This is a genomic window from Bacillus sp. SDLI1 (assembly GCF_001553895.1).
Taxonomy (GTDB): Bacteria; Bacillota; Bacilli; order Bacillales; family Bacillaceae; genus Bacillus; species Bacillus siamensis.
Genome location: NZ_CP013950.1, coordinates 1,472,638 through 1,499,010 on the forward strand (window position 1 = coordinate 1,472,638; position 26,373 = coordinate 1,499,010).

The following is a 26,373-nucleotide window of genomic DNA, read 5'->3' on the forward strand; positions in this document are numbered from 1 at the left end:
TTTTTATCTCGTTATGTACTATTGTAGCCATTATTTTTGAAAGTACCAGTACGCACATTTTTGTTGGATAGTATTCATTTTGATACTGACAAAAAAACGGGCTGCCGATGCAGTCCGTTTTTATTTTTCTCTTCTCGCAAAGCCGACGAAACCGAATATATCGAGCCTGTGCCGGCTTTCTGTGTACTGAAAGAGGCTGGCGCCCTCCAAAAAGATACGGTTTTTCACGACCGCCATATGGCTGAATCCGGGCGGAATTCACAACAGGAGCGCAAAAAGCATACAGTACTGTACAACTAAGTTAAAGAGGTGTGAAGAGATGCCATCCACTGTTATCAACCTGTACTATCTGAAGATTAACAGTATTTCTGGCAACGGATCTATTACGATTGGGGAAGCGGCATACAACAGTCCCACCACAAACAACAAATCACAAGGACTGAACTCTTCATTCGGCGATACGTCACCTATAGAATCGATGATGGAGAACTTGTTAAATGATCCTGATGTAAACGACCAGACAGCCATCGGAACCGCAGATACCGCAAATATTACGCCGGTGCCGCCCATTATAGATTAAAGGGGTTTTTATGAATGCCTTACCAAATTAACGTCGTCAATATAAAAGTAAACGGAGCCACCCAAAACGGAAACGTCGATATCGGTCAGACCGTACAAAACAGCCACACCGCCAACAGCAAATTTGTCGGCGCGAACTTTTCTTTAGGAGACTTTTCACCGGCCGCCGGATGTTTGAATTCGGGCCATCTTGATCCTGATGTGAGCGACCAGGATCAGATCGCCAACCCGTCAATGCCGATCGCAAATCAAATATAAGGGGGGTTTGCTGAAGTGGATATCGAAAAAATGAGAAAGTGGCTTGAGATTACAAACGAGCACAAGCCCAGCGACTTTTGGACCAATGTCCTGAAACGGAAATCTCCCGAAGAGTTTTTCTCCTTACAAAAAAACACCCTGGTTTATGATATCTATCAGGATGAACAGCACACATTTGTCATTGTGGAAATGCCCGGCGTTTACGAAGAAGAATTGACATTGAGGCTGGTGTCAAGAACGCGGCTGCATATAAAAGGAAATATCACGCCCCTTTTTCCAAAGGACATGGGGATCTGCCAAAACCGGTATTACGGAGAAATTGATGAGACGATTGAACTTCCTGAACCGGCTGAGCCCCATCTGCTGCAGGCGCAGTGCATGAACGGCCTGCTACACATTTCCTATCCGCGCCTTATGGAATACATTCCTTTTCAGCAGAAAATATAAGGAACCGGTTTACGGACGGTTCAGGCGTCTGTACACTTTCTCCTTATAATGAGAAGATGCGGGTTCTGAGAACATGTCTCTCTCCTCCGTCAGCTTGTCGAGTCTGACTTGTTTTTCCGTCCGTTTGTTCCGCAGGTGATCCAGCTCCGTTTCATTGCGGCACTTGGCGATCAAATAATCGAGCGTCATCAGCTCTTTCTTCAGCGCGCCCTCATCCTCGGCGATCCCGGCATTTTTCAACATGCGGTAGCCCATTCTGAGCGACTCCGGAAGATGTGCGGCATCGTCTTTCGGCAGGGGCTTTCCCATGCCTTTGATGCCGGCGAATTCTCCATCCTTAATGGCGCGCTTGATTTTATCTTCAGCCACGATATGGGCAATATCCATCACTTGTTACCTCCTTTTTTCAATTAAACCGGATCATATCCATACAAAAATCCATATCCCATTTTGTTCCATTCGAATTTTTCATAGCCGGCTTTCAACAGATAAACCTCCGTTGCGACAGCGTTTTTCGCCCTTTTTCCGATGAGCCTTTTCCACCTTTTCTATTTGCTGGTTTCATGGTATATTGATTACGTTCGTTTTTTCTATCGTTCCGTGTAAACCGTGATCGGAAAAAAGGAGTGTAACAATGAAAACATTTATAAAAGAAAGAGGACTTGCCTTCTTCTTGATAGCGGTCGTGTTATTATGGGTGAAAACATATGCTGCTTATATTTTAAACTTTAACCTCGGCATAGACAACACGATCCAGAAAATATTGCTTTTTGTGAATCCGCTGAGCTCCGGACTGTTCTTTCTTGGATTTGGACTTCTTTTCAAGAAAAAATTACAGCAGACAGCCATTATTGTGATTCATTTTTTATTGTCTTTTTTGCTTTATGCAAACATCGTCTATTATAGATTCTTTAATGATTTCATTACCATCCCGGTCATGATGCAGGCAAAAACAAACGGCGGCCAGCTCGGAGACAGCGCGTTCTCATTAATGAGATGGACAGACGTCTTCTACTTCCTGGATACCGTCATTTTGATTATTTTGGCCATTAAGATGAAAAAACCGGCTGAAAAACCGGCGAAGAAATCATTCAGAATCGTTTTGGCTTCCGCCGTGCTTGTGTTCCTGATCAACCTCGCCGTAGCGGAAACCGACCGTCCTGAGCTTTTGACACGCTCATTTGACCGTAACTATCTGGTGAAATACTTGGGCACGTACAACTTTACGATTTACGATGCCGTGCAGAATGTGAAGTCAAACAGCCAGCGCGCGCTTGCCGATTCAAGCGATGTAACGGATGTGGAAAACTATATGAAGGCCAACTATGACGTGCCGAACAACGTCTACTTCGGTAAAGCCGAAGGAAAAAACGTCATCTACGTCTCATTAGAGTCTCTGCAGTCCTTCATCATTGATTACAAAATTAACGGCAAGGAAGTGACGCCGTTTTTAAACAAACTGGCGCATGACAATCAAACATTCTACTTTGATAACTTTTTCCACCAAACGGGACAAGGTAAAACATCAGATGCGGAATTTATGATGGAGAACTCTCTGTACCCGCTCTCGCAAGGTTCGGTTTTCGTCAATAAAGCGCAAAACACGCTGCAGTCCGTTCCTGCGATTTTAAAAGGCAAAAACTACACGTCTGCCGCTTTCCACGGAAATACGCAGACGTTCTGGAACCGTAACGAAATGTACAAAGCGGAAGGCATCGATAAGTTTTTCGATTCTGCTTATTATGACATGAGCGAAGAGAATACGAAAAACTACGGCATGAAAGACAAACCGTATTTCAAAGAATCCATGCCGCTCTTAAAGAGCCTGCCGCAGCCGTTCTATACGAAGTTCATTACGCTGTCAAACCACTTCCCGTTCGGGATGGATAAAGAAGACACAGACTTCCCGGCGGGAGACTTTGGCGATTCGGTCGTCAATAACTACTTCCAGTCCGCGAACTATCTGGATGAATCAATCGAACAGTTCTTTCATGACCTGAAAAAAGACGGCCTGTATGATAAATCGATTATTGTGATGTACGGAGACCACTACGGCATCTCTGAAAACCATAATAAAGCGATGGCGAAAGTGCTTGGCAAAGATGAGATCAATGAATACGAGAATGCCCAGCTTCAGCGGGTTCCGCTCTTTATCCACGCTCCGGGCGTGAAAGGCGGCCGCAATCATAAATTTGCCGGCGATGTCGATGTCGCGCCGACCGTTCTCCATCTGCTCGGCGTCGATACGAAAGATTATCTCATGTCAGGTTCAGATATCTTATCGAAAGAGCACAGAGAAGTGATTCCGTTCCGTAACGGCGACTTCATCTCACCGAACTACACGAAAGTATCCGGCAAGTATTACGATACGAAAACCGGAAGACTTTTAGATGATTCAGAAGTCGACAAAAAAGAAGACTCACTCGTCAAGACTGAGCTTGAAATGTCTGATAAGATCATCAACGGAGATCTGCTTCGCTTCTACCAGCCGAAAGGCTTCAAGAAAGTGGATCCTTCACAATTCGATTATACAAAGCGTGAAGATTCTTCAGCAGATGATCAAAAAGAATAAACAAAAGCCAGATCATATCAATGATCTGGCTTTTTTATCGTTCAGCTCCCGGCAGCGGCCATAGAGCGCTTTTGCAGGCTGTCGGAAAGAACCGAATAAGCGACGACTTTCTTTTTCTGCTGTTTGACGACATCTACATGATCTTCATAGCTGTATACAAACACCGTCACATCTTTTTTCCCTTTTCTCGTCTTAATGACAAGCGGATCGGCTCCGTTCTGCGGATGAAGATACCGCTCTTCATCACCTGGGTATATATAATGCCGTTCGATAAATACGGCTTCGTTAAAATCATCAATCACCCGGCGTTTGTCTTCGCCTTCCAGACGTTTTCCGCCGAGGGATACGGCAGCGGACGCGTCACTGAGCTTCGAATGGGTTTCAAATTTTCGGAGAATCCATTCCACCGCTCCGGTAGGAAGGCATGTCAGCACAATCTTAATCAAACTTATGACAACAATTGAAACAACTGCAATCCACGTCACCTTACATCATCTCCATACTTGTTCTACATGAATCTTACCACAGAAGGAAACGTTGTTTTTTGTCCATTATGTGAAACTTGATATATGTTCACAAAAAACCCGGATCACATAAATGATCCGGGCTTCGGTCTACTTCTGACCGTCATGACGGACGGCCTCTCTCAGCTCTTCTGCAACAAATTCGACGTTCGGCCCGATAATGACCTGCGCCGTTTTATTCCCCGTTTTGATAACCCCTTTTGCTCCCGCTTTTTTAAGTGCCGTCTCATTAATGAGGGATGTATCCTGAACGGTCAGTCTGAGGCGGGTCGCACAGTGGTCAATCGTTTCGAGATTTTGTCTGCCGCCGAGCCCCTTGAGCATGGCATGTTCTTCAACCGAACCGGCCGTATCCTCACTAAGCACTTCTTCCTCTTCCTCATCATCTTCCCGTCCCGGCGTCTTCAAGTTTAACGATTTGATGAGCACGTAGAAGACGGCAAAATAGATCACCGCATAACAAAGCCCGACAACGAGCAGCAAAAGCGGTTTTTCCGCAATACCGTAGCTGAGAAGATAATCTATCGCCCCCGCTGAGAACGAAAAGCCTGATCTGATGCCGAGAATATTGACGATAAATAAAGAGAATCCGGTTAATAAAGCATGAACCCCGTACAGAAGCGGTGATAAAAACATAAATGCAAATTCAATCGGTTCTGTAATTCCGGTAATAAATGCCGTCAGCGCAAGACCGATCATCATCCCGGCCGTTGCTTTGCGCTTGCTTGGCTTAGCTGCGGCAATCATTGCCAGACAAGCGGCCGGAAGCCCGAACATCATAATCGGGAAGAACCCCGTCATATAAGTCCCGGCCGTCGGATCCTTCGCAAAGAAGCGGGCCAGATCTCCCGTTTTTCCGTGAAAATCGCCAAATTGGAACCAAAAAATATTATTCAGCACGTGATGAAGACCGAATGGAATCAAAAGCCGGTTAAAAATCCCGAAAATTCCGGCGCCGATGCCCCCGAGCCCGATCATCCATTCCCCGAATGACGTAATCACCGACTGAATCGGCGGCCACACAAAGCCGAAAATACCGGCCAAAATAATGGTAATCAGCGCCGTTACAATCGGAACGAGCCTGCGGCCGCTGAAAAATCCGAGATATTCAGGCAGCTTCGTATCCTTAAATCGATTATACGTGTATCCCGCAATTAACCCCGCGATAATCCCTCCGAAAACGGCCATATTATTTGTCGAATTGATTGATTTTACAGCCGCGTCCAGCATGATATAGGAAATTGCTCCCGACAGAGCGGCGGCCCCATTGCTGTCTTTTGAGATCCCGATCGCGATTCCGATCGCAAAAATCAGCGGCAAATGATCAAATACCGCTGTCCCCGCCGCATAAATGAACGGAATATTTAATAAATCCTCTCTGCCGATGGCCAAAATAATACCCACGGCGGGCAGAACGGCAATCGGAAGCATAAAGGATTTTCCGAGTTTTTGCAAAAATTGAAGCATTTTACCCATCCCCCTTCTTTTTTCTTAAATATATCACATAAGTTATCTAGTGATCTATACCAATTTTCCCTTCATTTATGCACATAAGGCTTGTTGGTTTTCTATTTATAAAGCAGTTGTGGTAAGCTTGAATCAGATGATTAAACATAGAAAGCGGGAATGACAATGATTGTAACGAACGATCAAGAATTAGAAGGTCTTAAAAAAATCGGCAGAATCGTCGCCCTGGCGCGTGAAGAAATGAAGAAAAAGGCAGAGCCCGGCATGAGCACGAAAGATCTTGACCTGATCGGAAAGGCGGTGCTTGACGAACACGGAGCTGCTTCCGCTCCGGAGAAGGAATACGATTTCCCCGGCGTGACATGCATCAGCGTAAATGACGAAGTCGCTCACGGCATTCCGAGCGCCTCTAAAATCTTAAAAGCCGGAGATCTTGTAAATATCGATATTTCGGCGGAGTTCGGCGGTTTTTATTCAGATACGGGCATTTCATTTGTGCTCGGAGAAGGCGATGAACGTCTGCAAAAGCTTTGTAACTGCGCAGCATCCGCATTTCAGAAAGGATTGGATCAGGCAAAAGCCGGCAAACGCCAAAATCAGATCGGCAGAGCCGTCTACCATGAAGCCCGCTCCAACGGATTTACCGTCATTAAAACGCTGACGGGCCACGGAATCGGCAGAAACCTCCATGAAGCGCCGAACCACATCATGAATTACTACGATCCGTTTGATAACGCGCTGTTTAAAAACGGCACCGTGATCGCGCTTGAGCCGTTTATTTCCACGAAGGCTGAAACCATTGTTGAAGCGGGAGACGGCTGGACATATAAAACACCGGATAAAAGCCTTGTCGCCCAAGTGGAGCACACCATCGTCATCACAAAAGACAAACCGATTATTTTAACGGCATTGTAATGTTTCATCTCCCTTCCAAACAGGTATACAACAACTAACCCGAAGGAGGGAGACGCATGAAAAAAGATAAAGAAAAAATCAAAATCGAAAACGAAATACACGCCATGCACGGCGTAACGAAACAGCAGATTTTAGAGGATTTCGAGGAATTTAAAGCGTACCTTCACCAGAAAATTTCCGCCGGAAAGAAACTAGGCCTGGATGACAGCAAAATCATCAAAAGCGCCGCCATCCTCGGGGACTATCTCGCCAAGCACGAGGAGCCCCGCAATGCGGAAGAAAAACTTTTACAAGAGCTGTGGGATATTGCGGATGACAATGAAAAACAGCATTTGGCCCAGCTTCTCGTCAAACTTGCCGGACACTGATACAGTGCCCGGCTTTTTATGTTTCGTGACAAGAGATGTGCTACACTGGACATATGTCTGTGAAAGGAGCCATTTTTCAACATGTGGTTTATTATCTTCGGGTTTATTTTCTTTATTGAAAGCATCATTCTTACCGTTTACGGGGTGAAGAAAAAGAAGGGGATGCTGATTTATTTCGGCGTCGTATTCGGAATTATGACACTCGGCACGGTGCTGTTAAAATTAACCGGCCATTAAGCATGAAAAGACCGCCCTTTACATATATATGTAAGAAAGCTTTACATCTCTGAATCGAAAGGCTCAGTTTTTGCTTTACCCCTTTTCAGCGTCTTTTTATAGATGTTACAATGCCAAAAGTTTGGCAAAAACTGAAGAAACTCTCCCCTGAGGGAGAATGAGAAAGGAGTTTTCTGACATGCATTATGGCAGTAAAGGCTGGTATGTAGAAGAATTAAAGAAAAAAGGAATTACCCACTATGAAGGAAGAAAGCTTCAAAGCTTCAAAAAGTATTTCCTTGCCAATCTGCTGGAAACAAAGAAACAAGCATAACGTCAATCAGCCGTGCTGTCAGTGCAGCACGGCTTTTTTTCTATACATTCAAGAGCCGGTCTCTTTTTTTAAGGAAGGACTCCCTCCAGCTTTCTGACAGCGCTTCTTCCCGCAGCACTTCTTCAATGGCCGGCAGATTGCCTGAATCACGGTACTTCACTTCATTCGCATACCAGACGGAAATGCTTTCTTTGCCTCGCGACAAACGCTTGAGGACCGGATGCGGATCGACATATCCTTCTTCAAGCACCCTGAAATAAAAGCCGGTAAATCCCGTCTGCTGTACACGGAGCACCATATCTTTGATGCCGTACTTGAGGGCGAGTTTGACGCAGGGCTGGCGCGGCTGGCTTACTTGCACGACGGCTTCGCCCAGCTGAAACACGTCTCCGATCCATACGTCCTGTTCGGCCAGCCCTTTGACCGTTACATTCTCTCCGAACGCTGCGGCGGGCAGCTTTCTCGCAAGCATTGTTTCCCAATATGAATAATGCTCGGCGGGATACACGCACACCGCTTTATCAGCGCCGCCGTGATTCTTCAGATCGGCTTGTCCGTCCCCCGCAAAATGGTTTTTATACAGCATGACGGAAGAATCCGCAGGCCGCTTGACGATGCCGGAATTGATTTGTCTGCCGGCAAATTCATGAATTGCCGGCATTCCGAGATTGATAGATAAGACAGAATAGTCTTGCGTCATCCCGTTCACATCCTTTGCGAAATATCATATCTTTCCTTTATCATAGTAGGAAAAAGGTGGTTTTTCCATGCTTCAATATCATATGTTTGCAGACGGCCGGGTTCAAGGCGTCGGTTTTCGCTACTTCGTCCAGATGGAAGCAGACAGACATAAGATTACCGGCTGGGTCAAAAACCGCGATGACGGCCGGGTTGAAATCCTTGCCGAAGGCCCTGAAGAGTCGTTAAAACACTTTGCCGAAGCCGTCAGAAAAGGCAGCCCCTTCTCAAAGGTAACAGGCGTAACCATCGAAGAATCACGCCAACTGAAAGGGTACCGCACCTTTTCCATCAGTTACTGATAAGGCTTGTCCTGATAAAAATAATTCGGCTTCACAATCGTATTGTCGTATGATGTATGGAAAATGTGGGTGGAAGCCGGCGAGATCGGCGGAATCAGCCAGGTCCAGTCTCCCGTCAGCTTTCTGCCCGCGTCTTGTTCCTGCTCTTCAAAGCGCTTAAATTGATTTGCCGCCGTATGATGATCGACAATGCTGACACCGTGTTTTTTGTATGAATAGAGCACTGCCTTATTCAGTTCTACAAGCACCTGATCTTTCCACAGGTCGGTATTCAGGCTGGATGAAATCCCTATGGCCGACGCGATTTTTCTGAGCAGATCATACCGTTTCTCATCAGCGAGATTCCTTGCGCCGATTTCGGTTCCCATATACCAGCCGTTAAAAGGCGCCGCGTTGTACGACAGTCCGCCGATTTCAAGCCTCATATCGGCGATAATCGGAACCCCGTACCATTTGATATTCAAATCGGCAAACTCTACTATATCAGGATGGGAGATCGGCACCTCTTTCACGAGAGCCTGAGGCAGGTCGTACCAGACCGGCTGCTCGTCCCCTTTCATCCGGAACAGCAGCGGCAAAATATCAAAATCAGTCCGCTTTCCGCGCCAGCCGAGCTTTTCGCAGACAGCCGTCAGCTCATACGATGCCGGATCGCCGATTCTTCCTTTTTCAGTCTCATATCCCGCATAGCGGATGAGCTGATGATTCCAGATTTCCACCTGTTTCTCCCCATTCTTCTCAGGAGGGAAAATCGTAATTGTCGGTTTAATTTTTCCGCCGTTCGTTGCGATTTCGATATGTTCAAATAAAGCGTCGCGCACCTCTTCTTTCGTATTCACGCCGCGCCGGTCAATGACGTTCAGCGATTGCCAGAACAGACGCCCGATACAGCGGTTGCTGTTGCGCCATGCCATTTTCGCCCCGTGTTCAAGCTCTTCCGCCGTATGGACGTAACTGCCCGTCCGATCTATCTCATCTTTTATCGCGTGAAGACGCGCATTGATTTGTGATTCCATGCCGAGTTCCTGATAGCAGACCTCAATAAAATCCTTCGCCTCATCCCAGAGTAATTCCGTATGTTTCAAAAAACTCTCTCCTTCAATTTACATCTGCTTCCCATTGTATCGTTTTTAAGGGTGAACACAATGGTTTTTTTGTCTCATACTGGAAAGTGCAAAGAAAAAACACCTGTGATTTTCGCAGGTGTTTCACAAAACGGAATGCAGTTTTTCAGCCAGTGTAAGCAAATCATCACGGTAGTTTTTTCCTGACATCGTATAAACCGGTACATCCCAATGCTTAAGCAGCTCTTCCATCGCACCGACATGATCAAAATGGCCGTGCGTCAAAATGACCGCCTTCAGCTGATACCCCTCTCCGAACCAGCGTTTCATTTCATCTGTAATCATTTCCGCCGATTGCGGCATTCCCGCGTCAACCAGAATGATTTCCCCCGGAACCGAGGGATTTTCGATAAAGTAAACATTCGCAATCTGCACGGTCAGTCCGTAAACGCCGTCCGCCGCTTTTAACCGAAAAAAGCGGCATAAACGGATCACTCATCATGGCACCTCCTCTGATGCCTTTAGTGTGCGGCGAACAGGCTGTTTTATGTTAAAAAATCGTGATCGCGCCGATAAGGAGTGCAAAGGCAGTCATGACGATAACGGCGAGAACCGCCCATTTCATCGCAAATTTCTGATGCTCATCAATGGTTACCCCGGCAAGCCCGACTAATAAATGCGTCGACGGCACGAGCGGGCTTAACATATGAATCGGCTGGCCGATAATCGAAGCGCGGGCGATTTCCACCTTATCAACACCATACGCCACGGCGGTTTCGGACAAAATGGGCAGCACGCCGTAAAAATAGGCGTCATTGGGCATCAGAAATGTAAAAATACCGCTCGTTAAGGCAACAATCGCCGGAATAAATCCCCCCAGCTGCTCCGGAATAAGCGAAACGAGAGAGATGGCCATTTCATCAACCATCTTCGTCCCCGTTAAAATTCCGGTAAACACGCCTGCGGCAAAAATCATCGACCCGATCGCCAGCACATTGCTCGAATGGGCTGAAATGCGCTCCCTTTGATCGTTAAGCTTCGGATAATTGACAATCAGCGCGATACAAAACGCGATGATGAACAGCACGGTTAAATTCACTTTTCCTGATACTAAAAACCCGACTAAAGAAAGCGTTAACAGTAAATTGAACCACCACAGTTTCGGCCGCTTCCATTCATCTTCTGCAGCCGCAGCCGTTTCATTTGTATGGGACGGCTGCTTTAATTCGATCACCCCGAGCCGTTTCCTCTCCATCCTTCCGAGTACATAAGCGACCGCAATCATACACACCATGCCGCTCGCAATGACAGGCAGCATCGGTCCCGTCAGCTCCGCCGGGTCCACGCCGAGCGCGCTCGCCGCACGCGGCGTCGCGCCGCCCCATGGGATCGTGTTCATAATCCCCATGCCGACCCCGGCGATTCCCGCTAAAATAATCGGACGGATTCCGAGCATGATATATAAAGGCAGCATTGCGCTAGTTGTAATCATATACGTCGTCGAACCGTCTCCGTCCAGCGCGACAAGCATGGTCAGCACGGCTGTTCCGACAACAATTTTGAGCGGATCGCCCTTGACCAGTTTTAAAATACGCGCAACCATCGGATCGAATAAACCGGTATCAATCATAATGCCGAAATAAAGAATCGCGAACATAATCATGACTGCAATCGGCGCCACCTGTTCAATACCGGAGATCATCATCCCGCCGACCCGATTAAATGAAAAGCCGGCAATCAGCGCAAAGACGATCGGCGTCAATACGAGCGCCGTTAACACCGAAAGCCGTTTTGTCATAATCAGCACCATAAAAACAACCATCATAAGAAAGCCTAAGATTGCTAACACAGTATGTCCCCCTTATTATGAATACGCTTACATTTTAAAGGCCCGATTCCCCTTTATCCGCCTTTTTGCTATATTATGAGAATTGCATATTGAAGTAAATATTTTGGATTTTAAAGATTTTTAATTTTTTATAACCTTTTCGTTCATTTTGTTCATTTATAAATAAAAAGGATTCCGCATGTCTGCGGAATCCTTATTTTTCGCTGCTCATCATTTCTTTATAAAACTCGGTCTGCTCTTCTAAAAAGTGTTTTGCGCCGCTGCTGTTTTTATAAAAACTCTCCCAATCCCGTTTTTTCATCATTTGTTTCCACTCCGCAGATGAGGTAATCTGTTTCAAAGCCTGATCCCAATAAGCGATTTCGCCTTCGGTCATGTCTTTCGGTCCCATGATGCCTCTCCAATGCGCAAAGACAAACGGCACCCCCTGTTCTTTCCATGTCGGAACATCGCTGAAGCCTGAAAGCCTTTTGTCAGAAGTAACGGCCGCTAATGTGATTTTTCCTTTCTCATAGGTGTCTCTCGCTTCTGAAATGGTCATCGAGGCGGCATCTATATCGTGGTTGATAAGAGCTTCAATGACTTCATTGCTGCTCCCGTATTGAAAAAAGCGGATATCAAACGGCGAAATTCCCGCCATTTCCGCGGCTCTCGCAAAGGAGAGCTGGTCATCATTTCCGAGACCGGGCGCAAATCCGATCTTTATGCCGCCCGGATGTGTTTTAATATCGCCGAGCAGCTGCTTTCCGCTTTTTATCTTTGAATCTTTCGGAAGAGCGACAGTCTGCCACTCTTTTGCGATAATGGCCAAAGGTGTAAAATCATCTGCCTTCAGCCGGCTTTGTCCTAAAATTTCATTGCTTAACAGCAGGCTTGAATTCATACTGATGACATCCGTTTTTCGTTCGTTTACATATTTCCAGCCGCTGTCTCCGCCTCCGCCGGGCTTATAGACAATCTTTACGGGCCGGTCTAATATATGCTTCCGCTCTATTACCGATTGCAAAGCTTTTGCCGTTACATCCCAGCCCCCTTGAGGCGCTGCGGGTACGACGATTTCAATCGGCCCTCCGGCTGAGCGGATGCCCGCCATCTGCCGTCCGTCAAATGAAACCAGCGCCGCCAGCAAAACAAGGAGCACTCCCAACCGCTTCATTTCTCCCATCCCTTATTCATGTGCTAAATAATATTTCCGTTCCGGCCTGCCGATAATGCCGTACTCTAATTCAGCGAGCGCTTCTTCCTGAGAAACGAGAAACTCGGCGTAGCGCCGCGCCGTTGTTCTGGAGGCCCCCATTTTTTCACCCAGTTCTTCAGCCGTCATCCCTTTTTCGGCAGTCCTGAGCGCGTTTTTTATCTTTTGGAGTGTAATAGAATTAATGCCTTTGGGCAGATCATTGAGCTGTTTTTGTTCTTTCTGGCCGCTTCCGAAAAACATATCGATGACGGACTGGCTCAGCTCCGGCTGTGAGTGCAGCCATTCTCTTTTTTCACGGTACTGCAAAAGCACTTCTGTAAATTTATGTGCCGAAACCGGCTTTATGACATAGTGGGAAACGCCTAATCTGAGCGCTTCCTGCAGCAGTCTTGTTTCGGCAGAAGCCGTAATAATGATGATATCAACAGAAGGAAAACGGCAGCGGATGAGCGGAAGCAAATCTGTTCCCAGCTCATCCGGCATATAAATATCCAAAAGCAGCAGATCAGGCTGCCGGTTCTCAAGCAGCGATATGGTGTCTTTGGCATTGATTGCTTTGCCGATGACATTGAATCCATCAAGATGTTCGATAAATTTTTCATGGATTTGCGCGATTCGAAAGTCGTCCTCTGCAATCGCGATGTTAATCACACGGATTCCCCCTTTGGCCTTTCTTTCGGTATAAACACCGTAAATACGGCACCGCCGCTCTTTTGCTGCGAAATCTCTATCCATCCCTGCAATTCACTGACGGCTTCCTTCAGATTGGCTAAGCCGTATCCTCTCCTTGTCCCCTTTGAAGAGTATCCCTTTTCAAATATCGTTTCTGTTTTTTCCTGAGGCACCCCGTCTCCTGAGTCCGCCACTTCTATGACAATATCCCTTCCGATATCGGTCATAAAAAAGGATACCTCTTTTTTCTCTTTTTCGGCGACGGCTTCGAAAGCGTTATCAATGAGATTTCCGATGATTGTAATGAGCTGGGATGAGCCCACATGCGCCGGCAGCGATTCTAAAAAGCTGTTTTCATCTATTGAAAGCTTCACTTTCTTCTCAGATGCCTTTCCCATTTTTCCTAATAGTATGGCCTGAACCCGCTGTGAATGAATGTTTTGAAAGAGGATTTCGTGCTGTTCATTCTGGATGGCGTACTCTTCTTTAATCAGTTCAATGGCTTCATCGTATTCTCCCAGTTCCAACAGACCGAGTATCGCGTAAAGCTTATTCGAGAATTCATGCGTTTGCGCACGGAGATCTTCCGAGTATTTTTTTATTTCAGTCAGCTCGTTAATCAGCTTCTTGAGCTCCGTTTTTTCGCGAAAGCTTATGACCGCTCCGTATACTTGCCCGGCCTGTCTCATCTCTTTCACGTTTAAGATAAACACTTTATCCCCGGCTCGCACCTCCACGTTCGGCGGTAATTCTCCGCCTGCAAAAACCGGCATGAGCCTTGCGCCCGGCATGATTTCTTTTATATGCCTTCCGATCATCGGTTCAGGAAGATGCAGCATATCAGCCGCAGACAAATTCATCATGGTCACCGCGCCTTCTTTGTTTACGGCGATAATCCCTTCTTTAATCGCAAGGAGCATCGCATTCCGCTCCCGGTACAGCGCCGCAATTTCATGCGGTTCAAGGCCGAGTGTATCTTTACGGATGCTTTTTGCAAGCGCCGCTGCTCCTCCGATGCCGATAAGAAACACCAAACATGCAAAATAGCTTAAGTGCCGCAAATGCGCTTTCATATCTTTTTCTATCTCATCTTGCAGAAACTCGACTGTCACCGTTCCGACGACTTCGTTATGATTTTTTTCCTCCAGAATAACCGGTGCGCTTCCCCGGACGGCCTTCATTCCGTCAGAAACCGGAGCCCCGCCGAACATGACGGCTTTGTTTTTCAGATTTTGATTGTCTTTCGGAATGCTGCTGCGGTCCGAATGAAACACGGCACGCCCTTTTTGATCGGTCATGTAGACGGCGTGCGCACCTGCCTGTTCTTTCATTTGTTCAATGACGTCTAACTTTTTAAAAGCATTTTGATCCGCAAGCCGGAATGCCTCTTTTACAGGCGGCATGTATGATATGGTTTTTGCCGTCTGCACCGCCAGCTGTTCCGCCTGCTTCTGGCCTTCCTTTAATTGCTGAAAGGCAAATATAACAGTAAGCGTTCCGATGACAAGTATTAATAAAGCCGTAATTAATCCGGCGATTTTCATTTGCAGAGAGACATAAAACCGTTTCTCTTCCAACACAGCACCAGCCGTCCTTTCCTCCTAAAATCATACCACTTTTTATATCCTTATTTTTAAGAATTTTCGTGATCTTTTTCTCTTGCCGATTTTCAAAAAGGATGATAGGTATATTTTCACTTTTGAGGATTTATGTAACAAGGAATGATCGCGCCTGCTCCGGTTAGCCCTGTTGCTCAGTCAACCCCGTTCATTTATGTTGGCAATGACAGCCTCATAACAATACCCACAGCAGCCATCCCAAGACTCGTATCTGTTATACCATGTATCCCCTTTTCTCACTACACTATCTCTTCTTACAATATTTTCAGAATACAACTGTGTTTCAAAATCCCATTTAAAAGATTCATTTACAGAAAAAAAGACCTAACCGTATATCAGTCAGGTCTTTCATCTTTAAAATATCAGTCAGGTCTTTTCATTATGATGTCGGAAAAACAATGCTGTTAAAATCGATATTCAGAGCAGTTGCTGTCGTTAAATTATTAGCAGTTGTGAAAATAACCCTGAGCTGGTAAGTGTTCGTTCCTGCGGTCGGCGCAGTATCCACTGTTGTATCAGCAATCGAAAAACTATCCGTAGCTGCGGTAGTACTAGTTCGCGACAAAGTTCTTGTATGAATTTGCACTGCTCCCCTATAGAGTCTCACTTCAAAAACAAAGTTTGAATTTGCTGCAGTTGTTAACGCGACACTGAGTGCATAATCCAGCTTTACATTCTGCAAAGCATTAACTGGGATTGCCAGTGTAGCAACGGGAACTTCTGTATTTAACGGCGGAAAAACAGTGAGCGGCCCATTAGCTCTTGTGAAGAGCAAGGTTGGTGTACTGCCTGTTGCTCCGGTTGGGCCTGTTGACCCGGTTATCCCAGTTGCTCCCGTTACACCTGTTGCTCCGGTGGAGCCGGTTGCTCCAGTTACCCCAGTGGCTCCGGTTAGACCGGTTACCCCGGTTACTCCCGTTACTCCAGTTACCCCAGTTGCTCCTGTTGCCCCGGTTGCTCCTGTTGGCCCTGTTCCACCAGTCGAGCCGGTTGCTCCAGTTACTCCAGTTGGACCTGTTGCTCCTGTTATCCCAGTTGTTCCTGTTACTCCGGTTGGACCTGTTGAACCAGTTGAACCCGTTGCACCAGTTTCACCAGTCACTCCAGTGGCTCCCGTTACTCCGGTGGCTCCCGTTACTCCTGTTACTCCGGTTGCCCCTGTTGATCCTGTTACTCCGGTTGGGCCCGTTACACCCGTTGGGCCAGTCACCCCGGTTGCTCCTGTTGGACCCGTTACACCCGTTGGGCCAGTCACCCCGGTCGGGCCTGTTACCCCGGTTGGGCCTGTTACTCCGGTGGCTCCCGTTACTCCGGTTACTCCAGTTGCCCCGGTTGCTCCCGTTGGGCCGGTTTCTCCTGTTGATCCTGTTTCTCCAGTTGGACCCGTTACACCGGTTACACCTGTTGCTCCTGTTAAGCCAGTCGATCCGGTTGGTCCTGTTGGACCAGTTTCTCCAGTCACTCCAGTTGAGCCTGTTGGACCTGTTGCTCCAGTTGCCCCGGTTGCTCCGGTTGTTCCTGTCGCTCCGGTTACACCAGTTACTCCTGTTGCTCCTGTTGGGCCAGTTTCTCCAGTCACTCCGGTTGAGCCTGTTGGACCTGTTGCTCCAGTCACTCCAGTTGAGCCTGTTGCACCCGTTACTCCTGTTGTTCCTGTTGGACCTGTTGCCCCGGTTGCACCCGTTACTCCTGTTGTCCCTGTTGCTCCGGTTGGGCCTGTTGGACCTGTTGCTCCAGCTGCCCCGGTTGCTCCGGTTGTTCCTGTCGCTCCGGTTACACCAGTTACTCCTGTTGCTCCGGTTGGGCCGGTTTCTCCTGTTGCTCCGGTTGGACCTGTTTCCCCGGTTGCACCCGTTGGGCCGGTTTCTCCAGTCACTCCGGTTGAGCCTGTTGCTCCTGTTTCTCCAGTTGCCCCGGTTTCTCCTGTTGCTCCGGTTGGGCCGGTTTCTCCTGTCGCTCCGGTTACACCAGTTACTCCTGTTGCTCCGGTTGGACCTGTTTCCCCGGTTGCACCCGTTGGGCCGGTTTCTCCAGTCACTCCAGTTGAGCCTGTTGCTCCGGTTGGGCCTGTTACTCCTGTCGCTCCTGTTTCTCCAGTTGAGCCGGTTACTCCTGTTGCTCCAGTTAAGCCAGTCGATCCTGTTGGGCCGGTTTCTCCAGTCACTCCGGTTGAGCCTGTTGCTCCGGTTGGGCCTGTTGCCCCGGTTGCTCCGGTTGCCCCGGTTGCCCCGGTTTCTCCTGTTGATCCTGTTACACCAGTTGCTCCGATTTCTCCGGTTGAGCCTGTTTCTCCAGTTGGACCCGTTACACCGGTTACACCTGTTGCTCCAGTTAAGCCAGTCGATCCGGTTGGTCCTGTTGGACCAGTTTCTCCAGTCACTCCAGTTGAGCCTGTTGCACCCGTTACTCCTGTTGTTCCTGTTGGACCTGTTGCCCCGGTTGCTCCCGTTGGGCCGGTTTCTCCTGTCGCTCCGGTTGAGCCTGTTGCTCCTGTTAAGCCAGTCGATCCGGTTGCACCCGTTGGGCCAGTTTCTCCAGTCACTCCAGTTGAGCCTGTTGCTCCTGTTAAGCCAGTCGATCCGGTTGCTCCTGTTGCACCCGTTACTCCTGTTGTTCCTGTTGGACCTGTTGCCCCGGTTGCTCCCGTTGGGCCGGTTTCTCCAGTCACTCCGGTTGAGCCTGTTGCTCCGGTTGGGCCGGTTTCTCCTGTCGCTCCGGTTACACCAGTTACTCCTGTTGCTCCGGTTGGACCTGTTTCTCCAGTTGGACCCGTTACGCCAGTTACTCCTGTTGGGCCGGTTGGACCTGTTTCTCCAGTTGGACCCGTTACGCCAGTTACTCCTGTTGGGCCAGTTGCTCCGGTTGGACCCGTTGGGCCGGTTTCTCCAGTCACTCCGGTTGAGCCTGTTGCTCCGGTTGGGCCGGTTTCTCCAGTTACTCCGGTCGCTCCTGTTGCTCCAGTTGAGCCGGTTACTCCGGTTGCTCCAGTTAAGCCAGTCGATCCGGTTGGACCAGTTACTCCTGTTGCTCCGGTTTCTCCTGTTGATCCTGTTACACCAGTTGCTCCTGTTGGACCTGTTTCTCCAGTTGGACCCGTTACGCCAGTTACTCCTGTTGGGCCAGTTGCTCCGGTTGGTCCTGTTGACCCGGTTGGACCCGTTGGACCAGTTTCTCCAGTCACTCCAGTTGAGCCTGTTGCACCCGTTACTCCTGTTGTTCCTGTTGGACCTGTTTCCCCGGTTGCTCCCGTTGGGCCGGTTTCTCCGGTCGCTCCGGTTACACCAGTTACTCCTGTTGCTCCGGTTGGACCTGTTTCCCCGGTTGCACCCGTTGGGCCGGTTTCTCCAGTTGCTCCGGTTGAGCCTGTTGCTCCAGTTGAGCCGGTTACTCCGGTTGCTCCAGTTAAGCCAGTCGATCCGGTTGGACCTGTTGGGCCAGTTTCTCCTGTTACTCCTGTTGCCCCGGTTGCACCCGTTGGGCCTGTTGCCCCTGTTATACCAGTTGAGCCAGTCGATCCGGTTGGACCCGTTGGGCCAGTTTCTCCAGTCACTCCAGTTGAGCCTGTTGCTCCTGTTTCTCCTGTTGCCCCTGTTACACCAGTTGCTCCTGTTGTTCCTGTTACTCCAGTTGGACCGGTTGACCCTGTGATCCCAGTCGATCCGGTTGAGCCGGTTGCACCCGTTGGACCTGTTACTCCTGTTACTCCAGTTACTCCAGTTGGACCGGTTGACCCGGTGATTCCAGTCGATCCGGTTGAGCCGGTTGCACCCGTTGGACCTGTTGCTCCTGTTGTTCCTGTTACTCCAGTTGGACCGGTTGACCCGGTGATCCCAGTCGATCCAGTTGAGCCGGTTGCACCCGTTGGACCTGTTACTCCTGTTACTCCTGTTGATCCTGTTATACCAGTTGGACCTGTTGACCCGGTGATTCCAGTCGATCCAGTTGAGCCGGTTGCACCCGTTGGACCTGTTACTCCTGTTGATCCTGTTATACCAGTTGGACCGGTTGACCCGGTGATTCCAGTCGATCCAGTTGAGCCGGTTGCACCCGTTGGACCTGTTACTCCTGTTGATCCTGTTATACCAGTTGGACCTGTTGACCCGGTGATTCCAGTCGATCCGGTTGACCCGGTTGCACCCGTTGGACCTGTTGCTCCCGTTACTCCGGTTACTCCAGTTGGACCTGTTGACCCGGTGATTCCAGTCGATCCGGTTGAGCCGGTTGCACCCGTTGGACCTGTTGCTCCTGTTGTTCCTGTTACTCCAGTTGGACCGGTTGACCCGGTGATTCCAGTCGATCCGGTTGCTCCTCTTGCACCCGTTGCTCCCGTTACTCCGGTTACTCCAGTTGGACCGGTTGACCCGGTGATTCCAGTCGATCCGGTTGAGCCGGTTGCACCCGTTGGACCTGTTGCTCCCGTTACTCCGGTTACTCCAGTTGGACCGGTTGACCCGGTGATTCCAGTCGATCCGGTTGCTCCTCTTGCACCCGTTGCTCCAGTTGCTCCCGTTACTCCGGTTACTCCAGTTGGACCTGTTGACCCGGTGATTCCAGTCGATCCGGTTGACCCGGTTGCACCCGTTGGACCTGTTGCTCCTGTTGTTCCTGTTACTCCAGTTGGACCTGTTGATCCGGTGATTCCAGTCGATCCGGTTGCTCCTCTTGCACCCGTTGCTCCAGTTGCTCCCGTTACTCCGGTTACTCCAGTTGGACCGGTTGACCCGGTGATTCCAGTCGATCCGGTTGAGCCGGTTGCACCCGTTGGACCTGTTGATCCGGTTACCCCAGTTGCTCCTGTGGGGCCTGTAACGCCAGGTTCACCCCCGGTTTGTGCCAATGAAACATCGTCTATTAAAACCGTACCGGAAGAAACTTTACTTAATACAATGACAGCAGAGGCCGCGCCAGAGGGCACACTGCTTGTTTTATAGATTTCAGACCATGTATGAAAGAGCACGTTCGGCAAATTTCCGGGTGTGATATTTTCTTGAACGGAACTGATTTGTTCACCTGCTGCGCTGACATATATGATCTGGAGGGTTACCTGGGGACTTGGCTCATTTCCGAGCGTTGCCAGTGATACGAATAGAGTCAGTGACTGAGCTGAAATGGGGATGATTTGACTGAGGTAAGCATATGGCTGAGTTCCAATAAATTGTGCAGAATATCTCCCTGAATGTGCAAACAAACTGTTAATCTGGGTATTTGCCGAACTCCAACCCTCTAATGTACCGGTTTCAAAGCTCCCATTTATAATCGGATTATTCATTCAAGCTTTTTCCCTCTCCTTTCTGTTGCGGATAACCTTACTTTTTAAGACAGCATATTAATACGGGCTGTCTTTTGACAACCTAAATAAAAAAGGTGATTTCTATTCATCACCTTAGTCCGATCCTTGAATGGGGAATCCCGTTGCAATGAGGGAACGGTTTGCCGCTGTGACTTGTGTGACATGATTCGAAGACAGTACAGATAAAAAGAGCTGATACGCAGCTGTTTCTCCCGCCGTCATTTCCTCGATGTACGTAAAAGGAATCCCCAAGATTTGCCCGCCTGAAGAAAAGAGGTTCAGCTCTTGTCTTAGTGTTTGAATAGATACCCCATTTCTTTGGAGATCGACAGCTAAGTCTAATGAAAAATTAGAAGCGAGCAGATCTAATTCCACATTTACTTGTATGACGGCATCCGTTTTTACCAATTGATCTGTCGGCGCATCTACCACAGTGCTTAATACATTTATCGGTGTTCCTTCTAACGGAATCGTCATTTGTTCTGCTGTATTTTGAAAAGCTACAGCCGGAACCGCACCGGGCGGACCCTCAGGCCCCGGGGGACCGGGCGGACCTGCTTCCCCTTGCGGACCGCGGGAGCCGGCGGGGCCTCTTTTGCCTTCGGGACCCCGCATCTGGGGCACGCACAGGGCAGATCGATTTTCATCTAAAGACGGAAACTGTTTTTCCGTCACTATTTCCGTTTTTTCATTATCATATAGTAATTGTTCATACCAGCGTTTCATATGTCTGCTCATATATTTGTAAGGTTTCTGTTTCAATATCATGTATTGATTACGGCCGCTGCTCATATTATCACCCCGGCTATATTGTATTCACGCTGAAGCCATCATGTGCAGGGCCTTCCCGCCTCTTATCAAAACAAAAAAAGGCAGACCTGAGTCTGCCTTTTTTCTTCTACCATAAACCTAATACTTTCCACCATAATCCGCCAATCACAAGCCATGTCACAATATGGACGATTGACAGGATAAAGCCGATGGACCACCATTTGCTTTGCGAAATATAGCCCGCTCCGAAAAAGACCGGAGCCGCTCCTGAGCCGTAATGCGTCGTCGAACCGAAAAGGTTGCTGAAAAACGCCAGGCTGAGCGCCGCCAATAACGGCGGAGCGCCTGCCGCCACGATGACGGCGAGAAATGCCGCATACATGGCGCTGATATGCGCGGTTGCGCTCGCAAAGAAGTAATGGGTGTAATAATACACAACGATCAGAATCATAAATGCCACAATCCATGAAAAACCGGAAACAGAGGATTTCATCATATTACTGAACCAAGACACCATGCCGAGTTCATTCAGGAAATTCGCCAGCATCACAAGCGCCGCGAACCAAGTCAGTGTATCCCACGCACCTTGTTCCTTTTTGATGTCCTCCCATGTTAATACCTGTGACAAAAGCAAAACGGATAATCCGATCAGGGCCGTCGTCGTTGCGTCGATATTTAAGCTTCCTCCGAAAATCCACAGCGCAAGCACCAATAAAAAGACGATGACCATGGAGAGCTCGGATTTTTTAAACGGACCCATTTCTTTCAATTTTTCCGTTGCGATTTTAGCCGCATCCGGTGTTTCTTTAATTTCCGGCGGATACAGCTTATAAATGACAAGCGGTGTAATGATTAAGCTCGCCAATCCCGGGACAATGGCCGCAATTGCCCAGCTTGTCCATGTGATGTCCACCCCTGCGACATCGTGGGCCAGCTTGGCGATCAGCGGGTTCGCCGCCATTGCCGTCAAAAACATCGCAGACGTAATCAAGTTTCCTTGGAAACCGGTCTTTAATAAGAAAGCGCCGATTTTCCGCTCTGTTCCGTCTGCCGGCGTTGACCCGAAAGTTTCGGATAATGATCTGATAATAGGAAAAATAATGCCGCCCGCCCGTGCCGTGTTACTCGGAATGGCAGGTGATAAAATTAAATCACTGAACAGCAGTGAATAAGAAAGGCCGAGTGTTTTCTTCCCGAACCGTTGTACGAATACGTAAGAAATCCTGGCGCCGAGCCCGGTTTTGATAAATCCCCGGGAAATAAAAAAGGCGATGACAATCAGCCAGATTGTCTTGTTTCCAAATCCGCTTAACGTATTTTCAATAGAAAGCGTTCCCGTTAACGCGGTGACTGCCAATGCAAAAATTGCAATTGCGCCCATTGGCAAGGGCTTGGAGATAAAGCCGATAATTGTTGCGACAAAAATAGCGAACAAATGCCATGCTTTAGGTTCAAGTCCGGACGGCGCGGGAATAAACCAAATGATTAATCCCACAGCAACAGTAATAAGCAAAGGAATGATTTTTACCGCCTGCTGTTTTTTTGCGTCTTTTTCTGAAGCCATTACAGGTCTCCTCCTATTTTGTTGTCTTCCATCCCCCATCCCATTTTACTACTTAACTAAGTTAATAAACGTTTTTGTTAATTAAAAAACACAAAGGAAAATATTCCTTTGTGTTTCTTATTTTAACGTACCCGAACCGGCTTTAGATATAACATCCGGTTTTACATTTGCGGATGAGCCGATAGAGCCGTGCAATGCCGGTGTCCAGCCGACAGACTGACTTAATCCGTTGGCGGCTGACGCGTTAATGGCAGCGCCGTTTAAAAGAGTGCCCTCTTCATGAAGCGCTTTTCCGCCGCTGAAGACACTGATGACCTTACCAGCAGCCAGACCCGGCACCTCAAAAACATTATTCTGTGCATATATTTTTGACGCATATCCTGCGCCCCATGCATAACTGAACGGGTATGCGGCGCTTTTCGAGCCTGCGTAAAAATTATTATAAATATGAACCTGCCCGTACCGGACCCGCGGGGCGCGCTGGACGATGTTCTGGTAATAGTTATGGTGAAGGGTCACCTTCAGTTTTCCTTCATCCGACGTCTTGCTGTCGCTGTTTCCGATGACGGAGCCTTTGTCATGGTCATGATATTTATTATAGGATAATGTCATATAATTCGCCCCGTTGGCTATATCCGTCTGGCCGTCATGGTGCTGATATTTTCTCCCGTAATAGTAGGGAAAACCGCTGTCGGGATTCGATCCGTCATTGAAAGTGCAATGGTCGATCCAGACGTGCGTCGCGCCGTTAATGGTAATATTGTCATATTCCGAGTTCCAGTTGCCGCTGCTGCCGTCAGTCGGGTCCCATTGCGGAAAATAGTCGTATGCGTCTTGAAATTCGATGTTGCGGATGATGACGTTGTCGACGCCGTTCTTCATATTAAAATTTCCGCCTGTCACTTTGGCGTTTGAGCCTGACCCGATGATCGTCGTATTTGAAGGGATATCAATCACGACCCGCGCTTTCTGGTTTTTTTGGGATCGCTGTCTGGCGTCTTCCTGGGTGCCTGACGGTGCTTTTTTCCCCCATTTATCCGGATCGTACGCCTTCAAATAGGCGTTGAGATCATACGCCGGATCTTTATAGTCATAAAAGCCGAGCGTTTTATTGCGGTCGTCGGTATTCATATTGATTGTGCCTTGTATGTAAATAATCTTCGGCGTGCTGTTGGCGCTTCCCCCTAATGCGGAAACGAGCTGCTGTCTGTTTGATACGGTGTATACATTCGATGAAGAGGCTTTCGCGCCGCCGGTTGTCCCGCCGGAAGCGGCTCCCCAGCCGTCATTTGTTCCTAACGTCTGCCGCCCCAGATCAGCGGCATAGACGTCCGCAGGGATCATACATAAACAAACCGCCAGCATAAATAACATTTTTTTCATGAATTGTGTTCCTCCTGATTTTCGATTCCAATTTATTACAACCGAATTGTATCAAATCAGTTGAGAAACAGCACCGAAAATGTACAGAATGTGTCTTTCGGTTTTATTGCGGAAACCGCAAAAAAATCCCAAGGGACCGAAACCCCTTGGGACCTGATCGGCTTACGCCCATGATTTTACTTTTTCGTTATCCGTGACAAACAGAAGAACTTTTCCTTCATCTAAGCGCTTTTCAAATTGTGACGCTTCCTCTTCTGAAAAGCCGATTTCGTGAATTTTGTTGCGGAGCTCGTCGCCCTTTTTATTAAACATATTGCCGACCGCGTGTTTAATGCCCGTTTCTTTTGCTCCGATGGTATTGACATCCGTATTGTCGGCCAGTCGTTCCGTTCTGTCATCATCATGAGAAAGCACGTATACATCTTCTTTTGCAACACCCATTTGCTGAAGCTCTTTTACGTCCTGCATCAGTTTTTGATCGTTTGTATACTCTCTTACTACCGGTTTCATTGAGAAGTCCTCCCTTTTGTTTTTGTATATTGTGTGTTTACCCGCTTCACCAAGTGCCAAACAAAAGAAAGAGCGTTCAGTGAAAAATCGGGCAGATTGTCGGTGGATATTTTCTTCCGGGACATGTTACAGTAGGAGAAGCTGCTTTTATCAGAAAAATAAAAATTCTCAAGAGCCGATCAAGCAGGGAGGTGGTTCCTATTCATTATTTTTCACCGGAACAGCGATTTAACGCTTGGGTTGTCAGTGATTTAGTGAAACAGGTATTCCGCCGGCATACCCGCTGCCCGGATGGAATAAAAGAGCTTACGGCCTTTGCTGAAGATACCTTTCATATTAATATTGATTTCGTTTTCTCTATTATTATCAATATCGGTGATATCGAATCCGTTCTGCCGAAAGAAATTGAGAATACGCTGGGTACTTATCTGACCACGCTTCAGCCCGTCATTAACGCTGACATGCTTCATTCTTCTAAAACAAATGCCTATGAATATTTGGAACATGAGAAAAACACTGAGATGTTCCGGCTGTTCTATTAAATGACGCATAGGAAAGAAGGGCCCGGGCCCTTCTTTTTTTGTTGCCGGCCGACGGTTTGATTTTGTATTCGGGAAATGGTTCGTGTTACACATTTGGAATAAACACTCATGTTGAAGGAGGATGCATCATGCCGAAAAATCAGCAGCAGATTCAATTGGCGAGACGCCCTAAAGGCGTTCCCGCCCATGACGATTTCCGTTTTGAAACGATTGCCGTTCCCGAGCCGCAAGACGGTGAAGTGCTTGTAAAAACGAGTTATGTGTCCGTTGATCCGTACATGCGCGGACGAATGCAGGATACAAAATCATATGTCGAGCCGTTCGCTTTAGATGAAGCCATAACAGGCGGAGTGATTGCCGAGGTTCTCACAGACGGCAATAAGCTGAAAAAAGGCGATATCGTGATCGGGAATCTCGCATGGCAGGAATACTCAGCAGTGAATGAGTCCGCCCTCCGCAAACTGGATACGGATATCGCACCCGCCTCGGCGTATCTCGGCATTTTAGGGATGACCGGACTGACCGCTTACTTCGGGCTGCTTGATATCGGCCGTCCGAAAAAAGGCGAAACCGTCGTTGTTTCAGGGGCTGCGGGCGCCGTCGGCTCAACGGTCGGGCAGATTGCCAAAATCAAAGGCGCGCGGGTTGTCGGCATCGCCGGTTCTGACGAAAAAATCGCGTATCTGAAAGAGGAGCTTCAATTTGATGAGGCCATTAATTACAAAACGGCGGATGATATTCAAAAAGCGCTTGAACAGGCATGCCCTGACGGCGTCGATGTCTATTTTGACAATGTCGGCGGACCGATTTCAGATGCGGTGATCAACCTGCTGAATGAATTCGCCCGTATTCCGGTATGCGGAGCGATCTCTTCATACAATACTGAAAGTGAAGAGGAAGACATGGGCCCCCGCGTACAGCCGAAACTGATCAAAACAAAAGCGCTGATGCAGGGATTCATCGTCGGTGATTATGCTGACCGCTTTTCCGAAGGCGCGAAACAATTGGCTGAATGGCTCAAGGACGGAAAGCTTCATTATGAAGAAACGATTACGGAAGGATTCAGCCATATCCCTGACGCGTTCCTCGGTTTGTTTAAGGGAGAAAACAAAGGCAAACAGATCATCAAAGTCAGTGATCCAAGTTAACATGATGATGAAAAAAAGGAGGGCTTTGTCCCCTCCTTTTCTG

General features: G+C 48.2%; 25 protein-coding genes and 2 pseudogenes. 11 read left to right on the forward strand and 16 right to left on the reverse strand.

The window, feature by feature from the left end:
• Positions 1-120: 120 nt before the first annotated feature.
• Positions 121-249, reverse strand: a pseudogene (locus tag AUL54_RS20585) (trehalose operon repressor); the annotation flags it as partial.
• 70 nt (positions 250-319) lie between these two features.
• On the opposite strand from AUL54_RS20585, the gene AUL54_RS06875 reads away from it, so the two are divergent.
• Genes AUL54_RS06875 through AUL54_RS06885 form a run of 3 tightly spaced genes read left to right on the forward strand, consistent with a single transcriptional unit; the run spans position 320 to position 1,284 of the window.
• The gene (locus AUL54_RS06875; RefSeq protein WP_007408496.1) at positions 320-580 is read left to right on the forward strand and encodes a spore germination protein; all 261 of its coding nucleotides are present in this window, start codon (positions 320-322) and stop codon (positions 578-580) included.
• Between the two features lie 14 nt (positions 581-594).
• A complete protein-coding gene (locus AUL54_RS06880; RefSeq protein WP_003155595.1) occupies positions 595-837 on the forward strand; it encodes a spore germination protein in 243 nt (80 codons plus the stop codon).
• A gap of 15 nt (positions 838-852) precedes the next feature.
• Entirely contained in the window at positions 853-1,284 is a 432-nt protein-coding gene (locus AUL54_RS06885; RefSeq protein ID WP_016936777.1) for an Hsp20/alpha crystallin family protein, read from the forward strand.
• Between the two features lie 9 nt (positions 1,285-1,293).
• On the opposite strand, the gene AUL54_RS06890 is transcribed toward AUL54_RS06885, so the two are convergent.
• Positions 1,294-1,671, reverse strand: a complete 378-nt coding sequence (locus AUL54_RS06890) for a DnaJ family domain-containing protein (protein WP_016936778.1) — start codon at positions 1,669-1,671, stop codon at positions 1,294-1,296.
• 247 nt (positions 1,672-1,918) lie between these two features.
• Here AUL54_RS06890 and AUL54_RS06895 point away from each other — a divergent pair, with 247 nt between their 5' ends.
• The gene (locus AUL54_RS06895; RefSeq protein ID WP_060963338.1) at positions 1,919-3,856 is read left to right on the forward strand and encodes a lipoteichoic acid synthase; all 1,938 of its coding nucleotides are present in this window, start codon (positions 1,919-1,921) and stop codon (positions 3,854-3,856) included.
• A 41-nt stretch (positions 3,857-3,897) separates the two neighbouring features.
• Here AUL54_RS06895 and AUL54_RS06900 read toward each other — a convergent pair whose 3' ends face one another.
• Complete coding sequence (locus tag AUL54_RS06900; RefSeq protein ID WP_007408492.1) at positions 3,898-4,341, reverse strand: YfmQ family protein; 444 nt, start codon at positions 4,339-4,341, stop codon at positions 3,898-3,900.
• 129 nt (positions 4,342-4,470) lie between these two features.
• On the reverse strand, positions 4,471-5,847 hold the full coding sequence (nagE, locus tag AUL54_RS06905) for an N-acetylglucosamine-specific PTS transporter subunit IIBC (protein WP_060963339.1): 1,377 nt from the start codon (positions 5,845-5,847) through the stop codon (positions 4,471-4,473).
• A gap of 165 nt (positions 5,848-6,012) precedes the next feature.
• On the opposite strand from nagE, the gene map reads away from it, so the two are divergent.
• The 4 genes from map to AUL54_RS20590 all read left to right on the forward strand — a co-directional run bounded on the left by map (position 6,013) and on the right by AUL54_RS20590 (position 7,680).
• Positions 6,013-6,762 carry a type I methionyl aminopeptidase gene (map, locus tag AUL54_RS06910; RefSeq protein ID WP_003155605.1) on the forward strand — a complete coding sequence of 250 codons (750 nt, stop codon included), beginning with the start codon at positions 6,013-6,015 and terminating at the stop codon, positions 6,760-6,762.
• Positions 6,763-6,818: 56 nt separating this feature from the next.
• Entirely contained in the window at positions 6,819-7,130 is a 312-nt protein-coding gene (locus AUL54_RS06915) for a DUF3243 domain-containing protein (protein WP_003155607.1), read from the forward strand.
• An 81-nt stretch (positions 7,131-7,211) separates the two neighbouring features.
• Positions 7,212-7,367, forward strand: a complete 156-nt coding sequence (locus AUL54_RS21145) for a hypothetical protein (RefSeq protein WP_003155608.1) — start codon at positions 7,212-7,214, stop codon at positions 7,365-7,367.
• Between the two features lie 178 nt (positions 7,368-7,545).
• Positions 7,546-7,680 carry a YflJ family protein gene (locus tag AUL54_RS20590; RefSeq protein ID WP_003155609.1) on the forward strand — a complete coding sequence of 45 codons (135 nt, stop codon included), beginning with the start codon at positions 7,546-7,548 and terminating at the stop codon, positions 7,678-7,680.
• A 40-nt stretch (positions 7,681-7,720) separates the two neighbouring features.
• Here the strand turns inward: AUL54_RS20590 and AUL54_RS06920 are convergent, their stop codons facing one another.
• Positions 7,721-8,380: an MOSC domain-containing protein gene (locus tag AUL54_RS06920; protein ID WP_060963340.1), complete on the reverse strand. Its 660-nt coding sequence runs from the start codon at positions 8,378-8,380 to the stop codon at positions 7,721-7,723.
• Positions 8,381-8,447: 67 nt separating this feature from the next.
• Between AUL54_RS06920 and AUL54_RS06925 the strand changes: the two genes are divergently transcribed.
• Entirely contained in the window at positions 8,448-8,720 is a 273-nt protein-coding gene (locus AUL54_RS06925; protein WP_060963341.1) for an acylphosphatase, read from the forward strand.
• Here AUL54_RS06925 and nosA read toward each other — a convergent pair.
• The 11 genes and pseudogenes from nosA to AUL54_RS06985 form a co-directional block, all read right to left on the reverse strand.
• Positions 8,714-9,805, reverse strand: a complete 1,092-nt coding sequence (gene nosA, locus AUL54_RS06930; RefSeq protein WP_060963342.1) for a nitric oxide synthase — start codon at positions 9,803-9,805, stop codon at positions 8,714-8,716. The genes AUL54_RS06925 and nosA overlap by 7 nt on opposite strands.
• Before the next feature lie 192 nt (positions 9,806-9,997).
• Positions 9,998-10,283: pseudogene (locus tag AUL54_RS06935) on the reverse strand (MBL fold metallo-hydrolase); the annotation flags it as partial.
• A 51-nt stretch (positions 10,284-10,334) separates the two neighbouring features.
• Positions 10,335-11,633, reverse strand: a complete 1,299-nt coding sequence (locus tag AUL54_RS06940) for an Mg(2+)/citrate complex secondary transporter CitM (protein ID WP_016936787.1) — start codon at positions 11,631-11,633, stop codon at positions 10,335-10,337.
• 193 nt (positions 11,634-11,826) lie between these two features.
• The gene (locus AUL54_RS06945) at positions 11,827-12,789 is read right to left on the reverse strand and encodes a tripartite tricarboxylate transporter substrate binding protein (protein WP_060963343.1); all 963 of its coding nucleotides are present in this window, start codon (positions 12,787-12,789) and stop codon (positions 11,827-11,829) included.
• A gap of 12 nt (positions 12,790-12,801) precedes the next feature.
• Positions 12,802-13,482: a response regulator gene (locus tag AUL54_RS06950; protein WP_060963344.1), complete on the reverse strand. Its 681-nt coding sequence runs from the start codon at positions 13,480-13,482 to the stop codon at positions 12,802-12,804.
• The gene (locus AUL54_RS06955; RefSeq protein ID WP_060963345.1) at positions 13,479-15,083 is read right to left on the reverse strand and encodes a sensor histidine kinase; all 1,605 of its coding nucleotides are present in this window, start codon (positions 15,081-15,083) and stop codon (positions 13,479-13,481) included. Before AUL54_RS06955 ends, AUL54_RS06950 begins: the two co-directional genes overlap by 4 nt.
• Positions 15,084-15,501: 418 nt before the next feature.
• Positions 15,502-20,391 carry a beta strand repeat-containing protein gene (locus AUL54_RS21930; protein ID WP_082761614.1) on the reverse strand — a complete coding sequence of 1,630 codons (4,890 nt, stop codon included), beginning with the start codon at positions 20,389-20,391 and terminating at the stop codon, positions 15,502-15,504.
• A 114-nt stretch (positions 20,392-20,505) separates the two neighbouring features.
• Positions 20,506-21,204: a hypothetical protein gene (locus tag AUL54_RS06970; RefSeq protein ID WP_060963347.1), complete on the reverse strand. Its 699-nt coding sequence runs from the start codon at positions 21,202-21,204 to the stop codon at positions 20,506-20,508.
• Positions 21,205-21,310: 106 nt separating this feature from the next.
• The gene (locus tag AUL54_RS06975; RefSeq protein ID WP_007408966.1) at positions 21,311-22,747 is read right to left on the reverse strand and encodes an anion permease; all 1,437 of its coding nucleotides are present in this window, start codon (positions 22,745-22,747) and stop codon (positions 21,311-21,313) included.
• Between the two features lie 117 nt (positions 22,748-22,864).
• Positions 22,865-24,130 (reverse strand): pectate lyase, encoded by a 1,266-nt coding sequence (locus tag AUL54_RS06980; protein ID WP_060963348.1) that lies wholly within the window; start codon positions 24,128-24,130, stop codon positions 22,865-22,867.
• A 162-nt stretch (positions 24,131-24,292) separates the two neighbouring features.
• Entirely contained in the window at positions 24,293-24,640 is a 348-nt protein-coding gene (locus AUL54_RS06985) for a YflT domain-containing protein (RefSeq protein ID WP_016936978.1), read from the reverse strand.
• Between the two features lie 191 nt (positions 24,641-24,831).
• On the opposite strand from AUL54_RS06985, the gene AUL54_RS06990 reads away from it, so the two are divergent.
• Positions 24,832-25,182 carry a DUF3212 family protein gene (locus tag AUL54_RS06990; protein WP_060963349.1) on the forward strand — a complete coding sequence of 117 codons (351 nt, stop codon included), beginning with the start codon at positions 24,832-24,834 and terminating at the stop codon, positions 25,180-25,182.
• A 128-nt stretch (positions 25,183-25,310) separates the two neighbouring features.
• On the forward strand, positions 25,311-26,330 hold the full coding sequence (locus AUL54_RS06995; protein ID WP_060963350.1) for an NADP-dependent oxidoreductase: 1,020 nt from the start codon (positions 25,311-25,313) through the stop codon (positions 26,328-26,330).
• The last annotated feature ends 43 nt before the right edge of the window (positions 26,331-26,373 follow it).

What these genes read in the sequence shown, in the direction of transcription:
- map (WP_003155605.1), top strand. Translation starts at nt 6,013, where the DNA reads ATGATTGTAACGAACGATCAAGAATTAGAAGGTCTTAAAAAAATCGGC.
- AUL54_RS21930 (WP_082761614.1), bottom strand. Translation starts at nt 20,391, where the DNA reads ATGAATAATCCGATTATAAATGGGAGCTTTGAAACCGGTACATTAGAG.
- AUL54_RS06945 (WP_060963343.1), bottom strand. Translation starts at nt 12,789, where the DNA reads ATGAAGCGGTTGGGAGTGCTCCTTGTTTTGCTGGCGGCGCTGGTTTCA.
- AUL54_RS06920 (WP_060963340.1), bottom strand. Translation starts at nt 8,380, where the DNA reads ATGACGCAAGACTATTCTGTCTTATCTATCAATCTCGGAATGCCGGCA.
- AUL54_RS06915 (WP_003155607.1), top strand. Translation starts at nt 6,819, where the DNA reads ATGAAAAAAGATAAAGAAAAAATCAAAATCGAAAACGAAATACACGCC.
- AUL54_RS06985 (WP_016936978.1), bottom strand. Translation starts at nt 24,640, where the DNA reads ATGAAACCGGTAGTAAGAGAGTATACAAACGATCAAAAACTGATGCAG.
- AUL54_RS20590 (WP_003155609.1), top strand. Translation starts at nt 7,546, where the DNA reads ATGCATTATGGCAGTAAAGGCTGGTATGTAGAAGAATTAAAGAAAAAA.
- AUL54_RS06980 (WP_060963348.1), bottom strand. Translation starts at nt 24,130, where the DNA reads ATGAAAAAAATGTTATTTATGCTGGCGGTTTGTTTATGTATGATCCCT.
- AUL54_RS06895 (WP_060963338.1), top strand. Translation starts at nt 1,919, where the DNA reads ATGAAAACATTTATAAAAGAAAGAGGACTTGCCTTCTTCTTGATAGCG.
- AUL54_RS06880 (WP_003155595.1), top strand. Translation starts at nt 595, where the DNA reads ATGCCTTACCAAATTAACGTCGTCAATATAAAAGTAAACGGAGCCACC.
- AUL54_RS06995 (WP_060963350.1), top strand. Translation starts at nt 25,311, where the DNA reads ATGCCGAAAAATCAGCAGCAGATTCAATTGGCGAGACGCCCTAAAGGC.
- AUL54_RS06890 (WP_016936778.1), bottom strand. Translation starts at nt 1,671, where the DNA reads ATGGATATTGCCCATATCGTGGCTGAAGATAAAATCAAGCGCGCCATT.
- AUL54_RS06925 (WP_060963341.1), top strand. Translation starts at nt 8,448, where the DNA reads ATGCTTCAATATCATATGTTTGCAGACGGCCGGGTTCAAGGCGTCGGT.
- AUL54_RS21145 (WP_003155608.1), top strand. Translation starts at nt 7,212, where the DNA reads ATGTGGTTTATTATCTTCGGGTTTATTTTCTTTATTGAAAGCATCATT.
- AUL54_RS06970 (WP_060963347.1), bottom strand. Translation starts at nt 21,204, where the DNA reads ATGAGCAGCGGCCGTAATCAATACATGATATTGAAACAGAAACCTTAC.
- nagE (WP_060963339.1), bottom strand. Translation starts at nt 5,847, where the DNA reads ATGCTTCAATTTTTGCAAAAACTCGGAAAATCCTTTATGCTTCCGATT.
- AUL54_RS06875 (WP_007408496.1), top strand. Translation starts at nt 320, where the DNA reads ATGCCATCCACTGTTATCAACCTGTACTATCTGAAGATTAACAGTATT.
- AUL54_RS06975 (WP_007408966.1), bottom strand. Translation starts at nt 22,747, where the DNA reads ATGGCTTCAGAAAAAGACGCAAAAAAACAGCAGGCGGTAAAAATCATT.